The 15,044-nt window shown below is 60.5% G+C and carries 12 protein-coding genes and 2 pseudogenes; 3 read left to right on the top strand and 11 right to left on the bottom strand.

Annotation, left to right across the window (positions count from 1 at the left end):
• The first annotated feature begins 77 nt into the window (after window positions 1-77).
• Both AC1DWM_RS10450 and AC1DWM_RS10445 read left to right on the top strand, forming a co-directional pair.
• Window positions 78-1,457: a DUF2868 domain-containing protein gene (locus AC1DWM_RS10450; RefSeq protein WP_477795152.1), complete on the top strand. Its 1,380-nt coding sequence runs from the start codon at window positions 78-80 to the stop codon at window positions 1,455-1,457.
• Window positions 1,450-2,826, top strand: a complete 1,377-nt coding sequence (locus tag AC1DWM_RS10445; protein ID WP_477795151.1) for a GTPase/DUF3482 domain-containing protein — start codon at window positions 1,450-1,452, stop codon at window positions 2,824-2,826. Before AC1DWM_RS10450 ends, AC1DWM_RS10445 begins: the two co-directional genes overlap by 8 nt.
• 128 nt (window positions 2,827-2,954) lie before the next feature.
• On the opposite strand, the gene AC1DWM_RS10440 is transcribed toward AC1DWM_RS10445, so the two are convergent.
• The 8 genes from AC1DWM_RS10440 to AC1DWM_RS10405 form a co-directional block, all read right to left on the bottom strand.
• Window positions 2,955-3,380, bottom strand: a complete 426-nt coding sequence (locus AC1DWM_RS10440) for a hypothetical protein (RefSeq protein ID WP_477795150.1) — start codon at window positions 3,378-3,380, stop codon at window positions 2,955-2,957.
• Window positions 3,381-3,464: 84 nt separating this feature from the next.
• On the bottom strand, window positions 3,465-4,031 hold the full coding sequence (locus AC1DWM_RS10435; RefSeq protein WP_477795149.1) for a phosphonate degradation HD-domain oxygenase: 567 nt from the start codon (window positions 4,029-4,031) through the stop codon (window positions 3,465-3,467).
• On the bottom strand, window positions 4,031-5,164 hold the full coding sequence (locus AC1DWM_RS10430) for a TIGR03364 family FAD-dependent oxidoreductase (protein WP_477795148.1): 1,134 nt from the start codon (window positions 5,162-5,164) through the stop codon (window positions 4,031-4,033). Before AC1DWM_RS10430 ends, AC1DWM_RS10435 begins: the two co-directional genes overlap by 1 nt.
• Window positions 5,165-5,283: 119 nt before the next feature.
• The gene (locus AC1DWM_RS10425; RefSeq protein ID WP_477795147.1) at window positions 5,284-6,309 is read right to left on the bottom strand and encodes a putative 2-aminoethylphosphonate ABC transporter substrate-binding protein; all 1,026 of its coding nucleotides are present in this window, start codon (window positions 6,307-6,309) and stop codon (window positions 5,284-5,286) included.
• A 51-nt stretch (window positions 6,310-6,360) separates the two neighbouring features.
• Window positions 6,361-8,085: a putative 2-aminoethylphosphonate ABC transporter permease subunit gene (locus tag AC1DWM_RS10420; RefSeq protein ID WP_477795146.1), complete on the bottom strand. Its 1,725-nt coding sequence runs from the start codon at window positions 8,083-8,085 to the stop codon at window positions 6,361-6,363.
• Window positions 8,085-9,161 carry a putative 2-aminoethylphosphonate ABC transporter ATP-binding protein gene (locus AC1DWM_RS10415; protein ID WP_477795145.1) on the bottom strand — a complete coding sequence of 359 codons (1,077 nt, stop codon included), beginning with the start codon at window positions 9,159-9,161 and terminating at the stop codon, window positions 8,085-8,087. Before AC1DWM_RS10415 ends, AC1DWM_RS10420 begins: the two co-directional genes overlap by 1 nt.
• Window positions 9,162-9,381: 220 nt before the next feature.
• Window positions 9,382-10,245 carry a LysR family transcriptional regulator gene (locus tag AC1DWM_RS10410; protein WP_477795144.1) on the bottom strand — a complete coding sequence of 288 codons (864 nt, stop codon included), beginning with the start codon at window positions 10,243-10,245 and terminating at the stop codon, window positions 9,382-9,384.
• A 16-nt stretch (window positions 10,246-10,261) separates the two neighbouring features.
• On the bottom strand, window positions 10,262-12,523 hold the full coding sequence (locus AC1DWM_RS10405; protein WP_477795143.1) for a heavy metal translocating P-type ATPase: 2,262 nt from the start codon (window positions 12,521-12,523) through the stop codon (window positions 10,262-10,264).
• Between the two features lie 85 nt (window positions 12,524-12,608).
• Between AC1DWM_RS10405 and cadR the strand changes: the two genes are divergently transcribed.
• Window positions 12,609-13,058 (top strand): Cd(II)/Pb(II)-responsive transcriptional regulator, encoded by a 450-nt coding sequence (gene cadR / locus AC1DWM_RS10400; RefSeq protein WP_477795142.1) that lies wholly within the window; start codon window positions 12,609-12,611, stop codon window positions 13,056-13,058.
• Window positions 13,059-13,078: 20 nt separating this feature from the next.
• Here cadR and AC1DWM_RS10395 read toward each other — a convergent pair whose 3' ends face one another.
• The 3 genes and pseudogenes from AC1DWM_RS10395 to AC1DWM_RS10385 all read right to left on the bottom strand — a co-directional run.
• Window positions 13,079-13,918: a hypothetical protein gene (locus AC1DWM_RS10395; RefSeq protein ID WP_223517935.1), complete on the bottom strand. Its 840-nt coding sequence runs from the start codon at window positions 13,916-13,918 to the stop codon at window positions 13,079-13,081.
• Between the two features lie 179 nt (window positions 13,919-14,097).
• Window positions 14,098-14,358, bottom strand: a pseudogene (locus tag AC1DWM_RS10390) (thymidylate synthase); the annotation flags it as partial.
• Between the two features lie 163 nt (window positions 14,359-14,521).
• Window positions 14,522-14,767 (bottom strand): annotated as a pseudogene (locus tag AC1DWM_RS10385) (thymidylate synthase); the annotation flags it as partial.
• Window positions 14,768-15,044 lie beyond the last annotated feature (277 nt).

Here is a 15,044-nt window from a genome sequence, read left to right as displayed (position 1 = left end):
GGATACCAGAGCCATCCGTACCCCGATAAGCGCCACAGCGGTTATGCTCACAGCTCTATGGAGCGATGGGATCGCGCGTGACTGAACTGACTGGACTGCAAAATCTCTGGCTGACCGAAACCGTGCGCCTGCGTGAAGAGCACGCCGGCCCCCTGGAAGACCTGGAAGCCAACCGACTGGCCCGCAGCGCCGGCGGTGACCTGCCGACACGGATTCAACGTCGCGCCGTATGGCTGGCCGAACGCGATGGTTTGGCCAGCGCCCTGCAACATTGGCTGCAGGGCGCGCGACTGGCGCTGATCGTGATGGCGGTGCTGGCCGTGGTCAGCGGCGCCGGTCTGGCCTTTGCCGCAATGGGCGACGGGCAGACCCCGGTGAACGTGTTCTGGGCCTTGGGCAGTCTGCTCGGGCTGAACCTGATTCTATTGCTGAGCTGGGCGCTGAGCCTGATCTTCGCCGGCGAAAACGGCGCCACCCTCGGACGCTTATGGTTGTGGCTCAGCGAAAAACTGGCCCGCGATGCCAAAGCCGCGCAACTGGCCCCGGCCCTATTGCTGTTGTTGCAACGACAGAAACTCAATCGCTGGGCCATCGGCATGCTGGTCAACGGTCTGTGGCTGTTGGCGATGCTCAGCGCACTGGCGATTCTGCTGACGTTGATGGCCACCCGGCGCTACGGCTTCGTCTGGGAAACCACCATTTTGAGCGCTGACACCTTCGTCGCCATGACTCAGGCCCTCGGCGTGTTGCCGGCCGTGCTCGGCTTCAGCGTGCCCACCGTGGAGATGATCCGCGCCAGCGGCGATGCCGCGCTCAACATCGAAAGCGCTCGACAGGCCTGGGCTGCATGGCTGGTGGGTGTCCTGCTGATCTACGGGGTGCTGCCGCGTTTGCTGCTGATGCTGTTTTGCCGGTGGCGCTGGAAAACCGGCCAAGCGAAATTGCATCTGGATCTGAACCTGCCCGGCTATGCCCAACTGCGCGAACGATTGATGCCCACCAGCGAACGCCTGGGCATCAGCGATGCTGCGCCAGAGCAACTTCATCGCGTGGAACGCGGTGTCACCGACCAGCAAAGCGACGGCGCCCTGCTGGTGGCCATCGAACTGGACGATCAACTTCCATGGCCGCCGCAACTGCCGAAAACCGTGGGCAACGCCGGCGTTCTCGACAGCCGCGAATCACGCAACCGACTCCTCGAACAATTGAGCCGCTTTCCACCCGCGCGTCTGGTCATCGCTTGCGACCCACGTCGCTCGCCGGACCGTGGCAGCCTCGCGCTGATCGCCGAACTGGCGCGCAATGCTGGCGCCACCCGCGTCTGGCTGCTCCAAGCGCCACCCGGTGAAGCGCTGGACGCGGAACGACTGGGCGACTGGCATGTGGCGTTGCAACAATTGGAGCTGCCTTTCGCCGATTGCGCACCGCTGAACTGGCTGGAGACCGGTCATGACTAACGCCTGGAAGGCACCGTTGAAGCTGGCCGTGGTCGGCCACACCAACGTCGGCAAAACCTCATTGCTGCGCACGCTGACCCGTGATGTCGGATTCGGCGAAGTGTCCCATCGCCCCAGTACCACGCGCCACGTCGAAGGCGCACGCTTGTCGGTGGATGGCGAGCCGTTGCTCGACCTCTATGACACGCCTGGCCTGGAAGACGCCATCGCCCTGCTCGACTACCTCGAGCGCCTGGAGCGTCCCGGCGAACGCCTCGACGGCCCGGCACGCCTGGCGCGATTTCTTGAGGGCAGTGAAGCGCGGCAGCGCTTTGAGCAGGAAGCCAAAGTGTTGCGGCAACTGCTCACCTGCGATGCCGGCCTCTACGTGATCGATGCCCGCGAACCGGTGCTGGCCAAGTACCGCGACGAACTACAGGTGCTGGCCAGTTGCGGCAAACCACTGCTGCCGGTGCTGAATTTCGTCAGCAGCGCTCACCACCGTGAGCCAGATTGGCGTGAAGCATTGGCGCGTCTGGGCTTGCATGCCCTGGTGCGTTTCGACAGCGTCGCACCGCCGGAAGATGGCGAACGTCGCCTCTATGAAAGCCTCGCGCTACTGCTGGAAAATTCCCGTGAACAGCTTGAGCGATTGATCGCAGATCAACAGGCCCAGCGCCTGGCCCGTCAGCAAAGCGCGGTGCGGCTGATTGCCGAGTTGCTGATTGATTGCGCCGCCTGCCGGCGCAGCGTGGCCAGCGATGCGGAGCAGGAACAGCACGCCATCAGCGAACTGCACAAAGCCGTACGCCAGCGCGAACAACGTTGCGTTGAAGCGCTGCTCAAGCTTTACGCATTTCGCCCACAGGATGCAGCGGCCAGTGATCTGCCACTGCTCGATGGCCGTTGGGGCAATGATCTGTTCAACCCGGAAACCCTGAAACAGCTCGGTGTGCGGGTCGGCAGCGGGATCGCGGCTGGCGCGGCAGCCGGGGCCGGAGTCGACTTGCTGGTGGGCGGCCTGACACTTGGCGCAGCAGCACTGGCCGGCGCGATCGCCGGTGGCGCACTGCAAACCGCGCGCAGCTATGGCAGCCGGTTAATGGGCAAGATCAAAGGCCAACGAGAACTGACCATCGATGACATCGTGCTGCGATTGTTGGCATTGCGTCAGCGCCAACTGCTACAGGCCCTGAATGCGCGTGGGCACGCGGCAATGGACAGCATTCAGGTCGCCACGCCGCAGGACAAGACCTGGCGCGAAGGCAAATTGCCCGAGGCCCTGAACAAGGCTCGGGCGCATCCGCAGTGGTCGTCGCTGAATCCACAGGCGAAATTGAATCAGGCGGAGCGGCAGGAGCAGATTGAGGTGTTGGCGCAGCAGTTGTGAGCCTTGATGCTTGTGGTGTTTGGGCTGGCCCCATCGCGAGCAGGCTCGCTCCTACATTGGATCTGTGCAACGACGCACACCCCCTGTGGGAGCGAGCCTGCTCGCGATGGCCGTGACTCGGTTTCAGATCACCACCAACCACTCTTCAAAAATTCGCGCACCAACGAACTGACTCGCCTTCGATCCGTGCGATCCGCCCGGCCATCGTTATCCACATCCGAACTCAATATCACTTCGAAATCCCCATCGTTATCAAGATCACGGACAGCTGCTTTATACGCAATGACCGTCCCTTCATGAAAATGCAGACGCACCGTTTCCGGCGTACTGTCGCCAGTCGTGTTTTCAGCAAAAATTCGTAGATGCCGCGCCTCACCTTTGCCTGCGTTGTACCAGGCACATTTCAAATAGGTCGTGCCCAAGCGCTTGAGCACCAGCAGGTCCGCCTGTGTTGCTTCGCGCTGCAGCTGTTCATCTTCATAAAAGTGAACATGCAGCGTATCGGCCCGGCCGCTACCGCTTTGATCCTGTGCGATGACTTTTAGATAACGCATCCATGCGCTCCTGTCGAAAAGATCAGCCTGGACCTACTCGGCCCTACGGTCCATACGCCCGTTCTCTATCGCACGTGGGACAAGTCAACTCACTTTGAGGGACAACAGACCGGCAGCCTTGCGCTTCAAAATGTCGAGATCAATCAGCGGCACGTGCATCTCTTTGGCCAACTCATCCCACTGGCGCATGCGCAAACTGATCTCGCACAGCGGATCTTGCTCGAAGGCTTCAGCCTCGGCAGGTGTCATCACCCCGCCCTGATACTCCAGCGTGCGGCGGCTGGCTTCACTCAAGCGCTGGTAGTACCCAGGCTCCTTCAACGTCAGGTAACGCTTGGCCTGCACGTGGTATTCCACCAGTCGCGCCATGCGCTCGCTGAAACCGGCTCGGCGCAAGTAGTCGGCGCCCAGCCGCTCGTGGCTGACCACGCCGAAGCCGCCCATGTTCTTGGCGCTTTCTGCGCAGATGTGCCCGATGTCGTGAAAAAACGCGGCCAGCACCACTTCATCATCGAAGCCTTCGGCCATCGCCAGTTGCGCCGCCTGGGACATGTGCTCGATCTGTGACACTGGTTCGCCAATGTAGTCGCTGTCGCCAAAGCGTTCGTACAGACCGAACACCTCGGCGATCACCTGTTCGTGGTTACTCATCAACGCTCTCCCAACAAAGTCGCCACATTACGTTCAGCCATCGCTGGCCCGACGCTCATGCCGACTCCGGTGTGCATCAGCGCCACGCTCAATCCCGGTGTCGGTCGCAGGAACGAAAACGGCCCCGGCCCGCGTGATCCATAAACACCCTGCCAGCGCTCGACCACTTGTAACTTGCAACCCAGCGTCTGCTCGGCCAGTTCGATCATCCAGTTGTCGACTTGCTCAGCGTTGAACGGCGAGGGATCGCTGCCGTAGTGGTGAGAGTCGCCGATGATCAATTCGCCATAGGGCGTGGGACTGATCAGCAAGTGAATGCCGTTGTCATGCAGATGTGGCTCGTCTCGCAGAATCTGCGCCTGCACCGCCGCCGCTTCCGGCAGATCGGCGAAAGCGCCGTAGTGCACGCAACTCAAACCGGTGAGCAACGCATGTTGCAGGTTGAGGTTGATTTGCGGGCGGGCGCGGAGCATTTGCAGACGGCAGATTTGCGGGTTGAGTGCGGCAATCGGCTCGGCCAGCAACGTCTGATAATCGTGGCCGGAGCACAGGATGATCTGCTCGGCGCTGAAGGTGCCGGCAGTGCTGTGCAAGCGGCCCGGCTCGATGTCGCGGACCAGGGTCGAAAAGTGAAAGGTGACGCCGAGTTCGTGGCGCAGGTAATCAATCAGCGCCGGAATCGCCTCGCGGGAATACAGTTGCTGATCGTCCATCCCGTGCAATGCAGCGCGGTGGTGGATGAACTGGCCGCCGTACAGATCACGCAGTGCAGCGCCGCGCAGTAGCTCGACACGGTAACCGTGCTCCACGGCGCGACCGGCGCAAAAGGCTTCCAGCAGGTGTTCTTCCACTTCGGTGCGGGCGAACAGGTACGAACCGTTGCGTTTGAGTTGCAGGCCGGCAAGTTGCGCCCATTGGCCCCAGATCTCACGGCTGGCCTTGGCCAGTTCGAGCATCTGGCCCGGTGGCTGGCCGGTGACGAGGGCCTGGCCGAAATTGCGCACCGAGGCGCCCAATGGCGTTTCGCTGCGTTCGAAAACCGTGACTTTGAGACCGCGTCTGGCGGCGGCGTAGGCGTGGGACAGGCCGAGGATGCCGGCGCCGACGATCAGCATGTCGTTGTGTTTTGTCATGGAGAATTGTCCTGAATTCGAAGCCGCCTTCGCGGGCAAGCCTCGCTCCTACAGGGGAACGCGTATCCCTGTAGGAGCGAGGCTTGCCGGCGAAGGGGCCCTGCCAGCCAATGGAGATCTTACTTGGCCGCCACTTTCTCGGACTTGCCGTCATAGCGCTTGCGCCATTCGGTCAGGATCTCGTCGCGGTTTTTCGAGGCCCAGGCAAAGTCGTTCTTGATCAAACGCTGCTCATAATCGGCCGGCAATTCGGTTTGCGGCTTGGCAATCCCGGGTTGGGCGAGAACAGCGAAGTTCTCTTTGTAGAGCTCCATGGCCTCCGGGCTTGCAGAGAAGTCAGCCAGCTTCTTCGCCGCCTCTTCATGCGGTGTGCCCTTGATCACGGCGGTCGCTTCGATCTCCCAGCCCAGGCCTTCTTTCGGCAGGATGATGTCCAGTGGCGCGCCTTGACGCTTCAACTGAACAGCCGGGTATTCAAACGAAATACCGATCGGGAATTCGCCAGCGGCCGCCAGTTTGCAAGGTTTGGAACCGGAGTGAACGTACTGGCCGATGTTCTGGTGCAGACCGTCCATGTACGCCCAGCCCTGCTTCTCGCCGAAGGTTTGCAGCCAGGCGCTGACGTCGAGGAAACCGGTGCCGGACGAGGCCGGGTTGGGCATGACAATCTTTCCTTTGTACTCAGGCTTGGTCAGGTCCTGCCAGCTCACCGGTTTGGTCAGGCCCTGCTTCTCGGCTTCGACGGTGTTGAAGCAAATGGTTGCGGCCCAGACGTCCATGCCGACCCAGGCTGGCGGGTTGGCGGCGTCGCGATAGTTGCCGCCGATCTTGCCCAGGTCCTTCGGCGCGTAGCTTTGCAGCATGCCTTGTTGATCGAGGATCGCCAGGCTCGAAGCGGCCAGCCCCCAGACTGCGTCGGCTTGTGGGCGGGCTTTTTCGGCCAGCAACTTGGCGGTGATGATGCCGGTGGAATCACGCACCCACTTGATCTCGACGTCCGGGTTGGCCTTTTCGAAAGCTTCTTTGTAGGTCTTCAGTTGTTCGGCTTCGAGGGCGGTGTACACCGTCAACTCGGTTTGCGCCGCGAAGGCGTTCAGGCTGAAAGCAGTGAGGACAGCAGCGGCCAGGGCCAGGGGCTTGAACATGATCTTTTCCTGTTTTTGAGTTGAAGGGCTTTCGGTTTTAGGAGCAGCGAATCAATTGCCGGGCGCCGTTTGCCGCCAGGCCTGGGAGCGACGCAACAAACCGCGCGAAGCCCAGGCCAGCAGCAGGGACACACCCGCCGAGGTGATCAGAATCAGGGTCGACATCGCTGCCGCACCGCCGACATTGCCGGCGTCGTCCATGTTCAGCACCGCCACCGCCGCGAGGATGGTGTCGGGGCTGTAAAGGAAGATCGCCGCCGAGACGGTGGTCATGGCCGAGACGAACAGGTAGCGCACGATGTCCAGCAGCGCCGGCAGGCAGATCGGCACAGTGACCCGCAGGTAATGCCGATACAGCGGCGCCTTGAGCGACAGCGCGGCGGCTTCGAACTCGGCGTCGAGCTGACGCAGCGCGGTGGTCGCGGTCATCTGCGCGGTGGTCAAATAGTGAGCAATGGTGCAGACCACCAGCAGGGTCATGGTCCCGTAGAGCACATGCAACGGGTTGCCGTTGAGGTTGAAGAAGAAGACATAACCCAGGCCCAACACCAGCCCCGGCACCGCCATCGGTACGAAACTGAGCATGCGCAGGGTTAGATTGAGTCTGCGCTGACCTTTGGTTTTTTCCATCAGGTAAGCGCCGGTGAAGATCAGCACGCTGCCGATCAGCGCCGTGCACAGGGCCATCTTCACGCTGTTGCCGTAGGCCAGCCAGCCGCCACCCGCCGTGTCGTTGAACTGGTAATGGTTGAGCGACAGCGACAGGTTGTACGGCCAGAACTTGACCAAGGATGAGAACACCGCCATGCCGAACACCAGCAGCAACGCCGCGCAGATCAGCAACACGATGGCCAGGTAGCAACCGTCGCGCAGTTTCGATGGCCCGGGTTTGAAGACTTGGGCACGACCGCTCATGGAATCGCCGTGACGTCGGCGCAACCACGCATCGACGCCGAAGCTGAACAACGCCGGCAGCAGCAGGACCATACCGATCAACGCGCCGCGACCGAACTGCTGCTGACCGACCACCGCTTTGTAGGCTTCCAACGCCAGCACTTGATAATCGCCACCGACTACCACGGGCACACCGAAGTCGGTGATGGTCAACGTGAACACCAGGCAAAACGCGGCGAACACGGCCTGACGCGTCGCCGGCCAGGTGATGCTGCGGAAGGCTTTCGCCGGACTCGCACCCATGCTGGACGCTGCATCGAACAGTCGCGCATCCGCCAAGGACAGCGCCGACAGTAAAATCATCAAGGCGTGTGGGAAGGTGTAGATCACCTCACCCAGAACAATCCCCCAGAAGCCGTAGATATTGTCCGAGAGCAGACCGCGCAACAGGCCCTGATTGCCGAACAGGTAAACCAGCGCAATACCCGGCAGCATCGACGGCGCCATCAATGGCAGCAGCGAAATTCCGCGCCAGATGCCTTTACCGGGAATCAATGTGCGTTGCAAGGCGTAGGCAAATAGATAAGCCAGCGGTACGACAATCGACGCGACGCTGAGGGAAACCTTGAGGCTATTACCCAACAGCCAGTGGAAATTCTCGCTGGTCACCAACTCCCGTGCGGCCACCAGACCACCGCCCTGCCCGGCTTCTGAACTGAACCCGCGCCAGAAGATCGCCAGCAAAGGCATCAACACAGCGACGCCGAGCAATACCAGCAGCAGCACTTTGCCGCCCACCACGAACACCCGGTCGCCGATTTCAACGCGGGAGGTCTGCCGAACCTGCTTGTGCGGTATCGGCAGCGCGATGTTCGCGCTCATCAGGCAAACACCTGCAAGCTGCGAGGCGGCAAGGCGACCATGATCTGCTGGGCGCCAAGGCGCGGTATGGCTTCCGGCGCCAGTTCCGCCAACAACGGGTGACCCGGCAATTGGTCGAGTTCGAAGCTCATGCGGCAGCGATTGCCGAGGAAGGTGATTTCGCGAACCCTGGCCGGGAACAGGTTTTCTTCATGCACCAGCGGGTTGACGTTGATTGCCTCCGGGCGGCAGAACAACCGGCCCGACGCGGTTTTCGCGCTGCCATTCGCCAGGCGCATGTTCAACCCGCCGACTTGGGCGTGGCTGTCGCTGCTGCGCTGGAATGGCAGCCAGTTGCCCTGACCGACGAACTCCGCCACAAACGGTGTCGCCGGGCGGTCATAGATTTCCTGCGGCGTGGCGTACTGCTCGACCTTGCCGTTGTTCATCACCGCGATGCGGTCGGCCATCAGCATGGCTTCGTCCTGATTGTGCGTGACCATCAGGGTGGTGATGCCGAGGTTGCGTTGCAGTTGGCGCAACTCGGTACACAGATGCTCGCGAACCCGGGCGTCGAGTGCCGACATAGGTTCGTCCAGCAGCAGTAACGACGGTGCTGGCGCCAAGGCCCGAGCCAGTGCAACACGCTGCTGTTGGCCGCCAGACAATTGGCCGGGGTACTTTTTCTCACTGCCGATCAGGCCGACCAGTTCCAGCATCTGACCGACACGCTTGCGCACTTCATCGCGGCCGCTGCCGGCGAGGCCGTAGGCAATGTTCGCTTCGACGGTGAGATTGGGGAACAGCGCGTAGGACTGGAAGAGAATGCCATAGTCCCGCGCCTGAGGAGCCAGGTGGGAAACGTCGCGATCACCCAGGTACAACTCGCCACTGTCCTGCTTTTCCAGACCGGCGATGCAGCGCAGCAAGGTGGTTTTGCCACAACCCGATGGGCCCAGCAGACACACCAGCTCCCCGGCCGCCACGTCGAGGGAAACGTTATCCAGCGCGGTAAAGGCGCCAAAGCGTTTCTGCACGCCGCGCACCTTCATCGGGGCGCCGGGGTTGGTCAGGGCAGTTGCGTTCGAGTGGTTCATGGACAGGCCTCATCTAGCAGATGAAGGCCATCCTAGGGATGTAATGCGTCCGTCATGTGGCAGTGAGGCAAAAATGGCTGATAGTGGTATTCAGGAATTTTGGTTGAGTGATGTGTCGTCTGGCCTGGCCTCTTCGCTGGCAAGCCAGCTCCTACAGGTATCGCGTTCCCCTGTAGGAGCTGGCTTGCCAGCGAAGAGGCCAGCACCGTCACCGCAGATCTCAGGCCGGAGCCATTTCCTGCGCCAACCCCAGAAACGCCGCCGGCAGCCGCGCACCTTTGCGTTCCTTGAGGCAGTACAGATACTCCGGAATCTGCGGCGCATTTTCGATGGTCAGCACCCGCAATTGCGGATCATGCGGCACTTCCTGCCGGGCAATGATGCTGATGCCGATGTTGCGCAGCACCGCCTCCCGGATCGATTCACGGCTGCCAATCTCCAGCAACGGCCCGAAACTCACCCCGGCGCTGGCCAACAACTCTTCGGTCAATCGCCGAGTGGTCGATCCCGACTCCCGCATCAACAACGTATGCCCGGCCAGCGCACTGAGCGGCACATGATCGTGCACCGCCAGCGGATGATTACGATGCACCGCCAGCACCAGCGGATCGCTGCCGAGTACTCGACGAATCAGTCGCGCATCGTCGAGCAATTGCGACGACGCCGCGACATCCACCCGGTAATCCTCCAGCGCTTCGAGCACTTGCTGGGAGTTGCCGATTTCTACCGACACTTCCACCTGCGGCAAACGCTCGCGGAAGGTCTTCACCAAATCAAGGATGTAATACGGCGCCGTGGCCGCGATACGCAGCGTGCCCTGCACCTGACCGCTGTTGCGCAGAAAAAACTCGATGTCGGATTCCTGCTGCAACAACGCCTTGACCATCGGCAGCAGCCGCGCGCCTTCATCGCTGACGCTGAGTCGACGACCGCCACGGTAGAACAGCTCAACTGAGTACTGACTTTCCAGGTTGCGGATCTGCGTTGTCACCGTCGGTTGGCTCAGGCCGAGCTTCTTCGCCGCCAGGGTAATGCTGCCCAGGCGGGCCACCATATAAAACGCCTTCAGCTCGGCACTCAGCACACCCTTCCCTCTTCATCTATTTACGCAGCAGGCGCAAACCGTTGAACACCACCAACAGGCTCACGCCCATGTCGGCGAACACCGCCATCCACATGGTGGCGATCCCGGCGAAGGTTACCCCAAGAAAGATCGCCTTGATGACCAAAGCGAGGGCGATGTTCTGTTTCAGGATGCTGGAGGTCTGCCGCGACAACCGGATGAACGCCGGAATCTTGCGCAGGTCGTCGTCCATCAGGGCCACATCGGCGGTTTCGATGGCGGTGTCAGTGCCGGCCGCGGCCATGGCGAAACCGATTTCGGCCCGCGCCAGTGCCGGTGCGTCGTTGATGCCATCGCCGACCATGCCGACGTGATGACCCTGTGCATAAAGGGCTTCGATGGCTTGCAGTTTGTCGGTCGGCAGCAGGTCACCCTTGGCCTCGTCGATGCCGACTTGCGCGGCAATTGCTTGAGCGGTGTGGACGTTGTCGCCGGTGAGCATCAGGGTTTTGATGCCCAGGTCGTGCAATTGCCGGATCGCTTCGCGGCTGGATTCTTTCACTGTGTCCGCCACGGCGAACAGGGCCAGCGGGCCGGACGTATCGAGCAGCAGCACCACAGACTTGCCCTGTTTTTCCAACGCAAACAGCTTCTCTTCCAGCGCCGGCGAGCAGAGGTTCAGCTCTTCCACCAGGCGATGGTTGCCCAAGTGGTAAGTCTGGCCATTGATGTCGCCGCGCACACCGCGACCGGCCAGCGCTTCGAAGTTATCCACAATCAGCGGCGCGAATTGTTTATCCACAGCCGCGTTGGCGATGGCCAGCGACACCGGGTGGTCCGAGCGACCGGCCAGTGCTGCGGCAATCGCCGGGGCGGATTCGTCAGCCGTTGGATCGAGCGATAAATAATCGGTCTGCACCGGTTTGCCGTGGGTGATCGTGCCGGTCTTGTCCAGGGCCAGGTAATCGAGCTTGTAACCGCCCTCCAGATAGACGCCGCCCTTCACCAAAATCCCTTTGCGCGCCGCTGCCGCGAGGCCGCTGACGATGGTGACCGGGGTGGATATAACCAAAGCGCACGGGCAAGCGACCACCAGCAACACCAGCGCGCGATAGATCCAGTCAAACCAGACTGCGCCCATGAACAACGGCGCAATCACCGCGACAGCCAAGGCCAGTACGAACACCACAGGTGTATAGATTTTCGAAAACTGGTCAACGAAACGCTGAGTGGGCGCTCGCGCTCCTTGAGCTTGTTCCACGGCATGGATGATCCGCGCCAGCGTCGAATTGTTGGCCGCTGCGGTCACGCTGTATTCCAAAGACCCAGCCTGATTGATGGTGCCGGCGAACACCTTGTCGCCGACGGTTTTCTCCACCGGCAGGCTTTCGCCAGTGATCGGCGCCTGATCGATGGTCGAACTGCCCGAGACCACTTCACCGTCCAGACCAATCCGCTCACCGGGCCGTACCCGCACTCGCGCGCCGAGCTCGATGGTTTTGACGTCCTGTTCTACCCAGCTGCCGTCGGCCAACTGCACCGTGGCCTGTTCCGGGGTCATTTGCATCAAGCCGCTGATGGCGTTACGCGCACGGTCCAGGGATTTGGCTTCGATCAGCTCGGCCACGGTGAACAGGAACATCACCATCGCCGCTTCCGGCCATTGCCCGATCAGGATTGCGCCGGTCACGGCGATGCTCATCAGCGCGTTGATGTTCAGGTTGAGGTTTTTCAGGGCGATCCAGCCCTTTTTGTACGTGGTCAGTCCTCCACTGAGGATCGAGACCAGCGCGATGACCGCCACCACCCAGTTGGGCGCGGCATTGGTGAAGTGGATCACTTCGGCGGCCAGCGCTCCCACACCGGACAGCGCCAATGGCCACCACGGTTTTTTCTCCGGCGCTGGAGCGGGCGCTTCGACGCCTTGCTCCATCGGCTCGGCAACCATGCCCAGCGACTTGATCGCCTCGATGATCGGCGCGGTATTCGGCAGATCGTGGGTCACGCCCAACACCCGGTTGATCAGGTTGAATTCCAGCTGCTGCACACCCGCGAGCTTGCCGAGTTTGTTCTGGATCAGCGTCTGCTCGGTCGGGCAGTCCATCGCGTCGATGCGGAAGCTGCTCAGCCGCGCACCGGCCGTTGGCGTTTCGCTCAACTTGATCAGCGACGGTGCCGCCACTTTGGCGGAACAGCAAGAATCGCCGTGGCCGCCATGCTCATGCTTCTGCACAGGCTGTAGCTTGTGGCTGTGATCGTGCCCAGCCTCGTGTGTATGGGTGTGTCGGGAATCGCTCATCGGGTCGCGTCCATGAAAGTGCCTGTTGCCAAGTAAAGACCCTGTAGCCACTATAGGGTCAAGCACCCATTTGGAGATTGCCATCATGAAGATCGGAGAACTGGCCAGACTCACGGACTGCGCCGTGGAAACCATCCGCTTCTACGAGCGCGAAAACCTGCTGCCGGAGCCGGCCCGCAGCGACGGCAACTACCGCGTCTACACCCAGGCCCACGCCGAACGCCTGACCTTCATCCGCAACTGCCGCACCCTCGACATGACCCTGGAAGAAATCCGCAGCCTGCTGGCATTGCGCGACAGCCCGCAGGATCAGTGTGAAAGCGTGAATGCGTTGATCGACGAGCATATTCATCACGTCAAAGCGCGGATCGATGGGTTATTGGCCTTGCAGACGCAACTGCTCGACCTGCGCCAACGCTGTGGCGAAGGGCCGGAGATCGATCAGTGCGGGATTTTGCAGCGGTTGGAGGTGAGTGGCGGGGTTGCTGCGACCGAGGTGGAGCACTCCCATGTCGGCCGCAGTCATGGACATTGATGGAAAACCTGGCTGTTGGTTTAGCTTAATACGAAGCTCACGCGGCGCGAATTCACGGTCCAGATAAAGTGGGAAGCCAGTTCTGCACCTAGGTAAATCTGGTAAACCACGGTTACGCGCTTGCCAACAAAGGGCTTATAGACGGCCGGGGCAATATGAAAGCTCATGACCTCCTGCGGATTGACCGTCATACCACGCAGACGCTGCCTGTAATAACCGTCCACATCCCACAAGACCTCTATTGCATTGTAATCACGCATGTTTTCAATCGGACCAATGCTCACCTCAACTCCGTTAGGGTGAGCGGACGTATCCAGAACACCATCAACCACACCCTCCACCTGCACATACGGCTTGTCGCCCAGCTCGGGCGCGACATAGACGTACCGCGAGGGCGAGGGTAACGCACCGCCCGCTTGCGGAAGATGGACGTAGATGACCTCGACTCTTTTACCTTCAAACCCGATGAGCACGTCGTCTGGTATAGCAACGCGCATAAAGCCTTCATTGCTATCAACCTTCCTTGGCTCCGACCGAAATACCGGAGAGCCGTCCATCGGTGTCCAGTCCACCCGAATTTCATCACCGATCTGCACTTCTGATGGCGACAGGCTGATCCAAGTCGTTATCGAATCGCGGTACGTGACCTCCCCGATCATTTCCCGGGGGATAATCACGGCATCAGGCGAGGCGCCAAACCCGAAATATTTATCCTCGCTTTTACGGTAATACATGATCAGAGGGGGTTGAAGCGCGGCTGGGTTTTGATTATCGACAGACGTCCGAGTCAGTTCAGGGTTGAACGGCTCGGGCGCCAAAAAAACAAAACCATCAGTCGAGGAAGCACGCGTGTTTTCCATAAATCCTCCATTACTGGCTGGTAAACGAGGCCTCAGTGGAACATGCAGTGCCAGGATCGAAAACTGTCAACAATGACAGTTCAACTAGATCAATTCGAAATGAAGGCAAGCGCCTCGCACCAATCTGTTGAGCTCTACCGGCCCAATGCGGGGGCTTGCTCGCCCCCCATGAGAGACCTTCAGACCGCCATCGGCGCCGTCATTGGCGCATGGTGCTCATAACCTTCCAGCGAGAAATCGCCCGGCTCGATCAACTCCAGCCATTCCGGCTGATACTCACCCGTCTTGGCAAACTCCGGCACTCGATCACTGATCACCAGTTTCGGCATCGGGAACGGCTCGCGCTTGAGCTGTTCGTTGAGCATGTCCAAATGGTTTTCGTAGACGTGGGCATCACCAATGAAATAGGTGAACCAGCGGCGTGGGTTGTAGCGACGGAGGTTGAGCATTCGCATGTTGGCCGTAGTCATGGCCACTAAAACCACCACATAACCCTGTAGGAGCCAAGCTTGCTCGCGATGGAGGCAGCACATTCAACATTGATGTGTCTGACAAACCGCCATCGCGAGCAAGCTCGGCTCCTACAGAATTTGCGGTCGTTCTTTAGACCGCCATTGGCGCGGTCATCGGCGCATGGTGCTGATAACCCTCAAGCGAGAAATCGCCCGGTTCGATCAACTCCAGCCATTCCGGCTGATACTCACCGGTCTTGGCGAATTCCGGCCCACGATCACTGATCACCAGTTTCGGCATCGGGAACGGCTCGCGCTTGAGCTGTTCGTTGAGCATGTCCAAATGGTTTTCGTAGACGTGCGCGTCACCAATGAAATAGGTGAACCCGCGCGGCGTGGGTTGTAGCGACGGAGGTTAAGCATTCGCATGTTGGCCGTAGTCACGGCCACTAAAACCACCACATAACCCTGTAGGAGCCGAGCTTGCTCGCGATGGAGGCAGCACATTCAACATTKATGTGTCTGACAAACCGCCATCGCGAGCAAGCTCGGCTCCTACAGAATTTGCGGTCGTTCTTTAGACCGCCATTGGCGCGGTCATCGGCGCATGGTGCTGATAACCCTCAAGCGAGAAATCGCCCGGTTCGATCAACTCCAGCCATTCCGGCTGATAC

This window comes from Pseudomonas sp. P4_C8, from assembly GCF_056401975.1.
This window is presented reverse-complemented; position numbering and strand designations above follow the sequence as displayed.

Coding starts and splice junctions, on each gene's coding strand:
- AC1DWM_RS10420 (WP_477795146.1), bottom strand. CDS start 8,085: ATGAGCGCGAACATCGCGCTGCCGATACCGCACAAGCAGGTTCGGCAG.
- cadR (WP_477795142.1), top strand. CDS start 12,609: ATGAAGATCGGAGAACTGGCCAGACTCACGGACTGCGCCGTGGAAACC.
- AC1DWM_RS10405 (WP_477795143.1), bottom strand. CDS start 12,523: ATGAGCGATTCCCGACACACCCATACACACGAGGCTGGGCACGATCAC.
- AC1DWM_RS10395 (WP_223517935.1), bottom strand. CDS start 13,918: ATGGAAAACACGCGTGCTTCCTCGACTGATGGTTTTGTTTTTTTGGCG.
- AC1DWM_RS10435 (WP_477795149.1), bottom strand. CDS start 4,031: ATGAGTAACCACGAACAGGTGATCGCCGAGGTGTTCGGTCTGTACGAA.
- AC1DWM_RS10415 (WP_477795145.1), bottom strand. CDS start 9,161: ATGAACCACTCGAACGCAACTGCCCTGACCAACCCCGGCGCCCCGATG.
- AC1DWM_RS10445 (WP_477795151.1), top strand. CDS start 1,450: ATGACTAACGCCTGGAAGGCACCGTTGAAGCTGGCCGTGGTCGGCCAC.
- AC1DWM_RS10430 (WP_477795148.1), bottom strand. CDS start 5,164: ATGACAAAACACAACGACATGCTGATCGTCGGCGCCGGCATCCTCGGC.
- AC1DWM_RS10440 (WP_477795150.1), bottom strand. CDS start 3,380: ATGCGTTATCTAAAAGTCATCGCACAGGATCAAAGCGGTAGCGGCCGG.
- AC1DWM_RS10425 (WP_477795147.1), bottom strand. CDS start 6,309: ATGTTCAAGCCCCTGGCCCTGGCCGCTGCTGTCCTCACTGCTTTCAGC.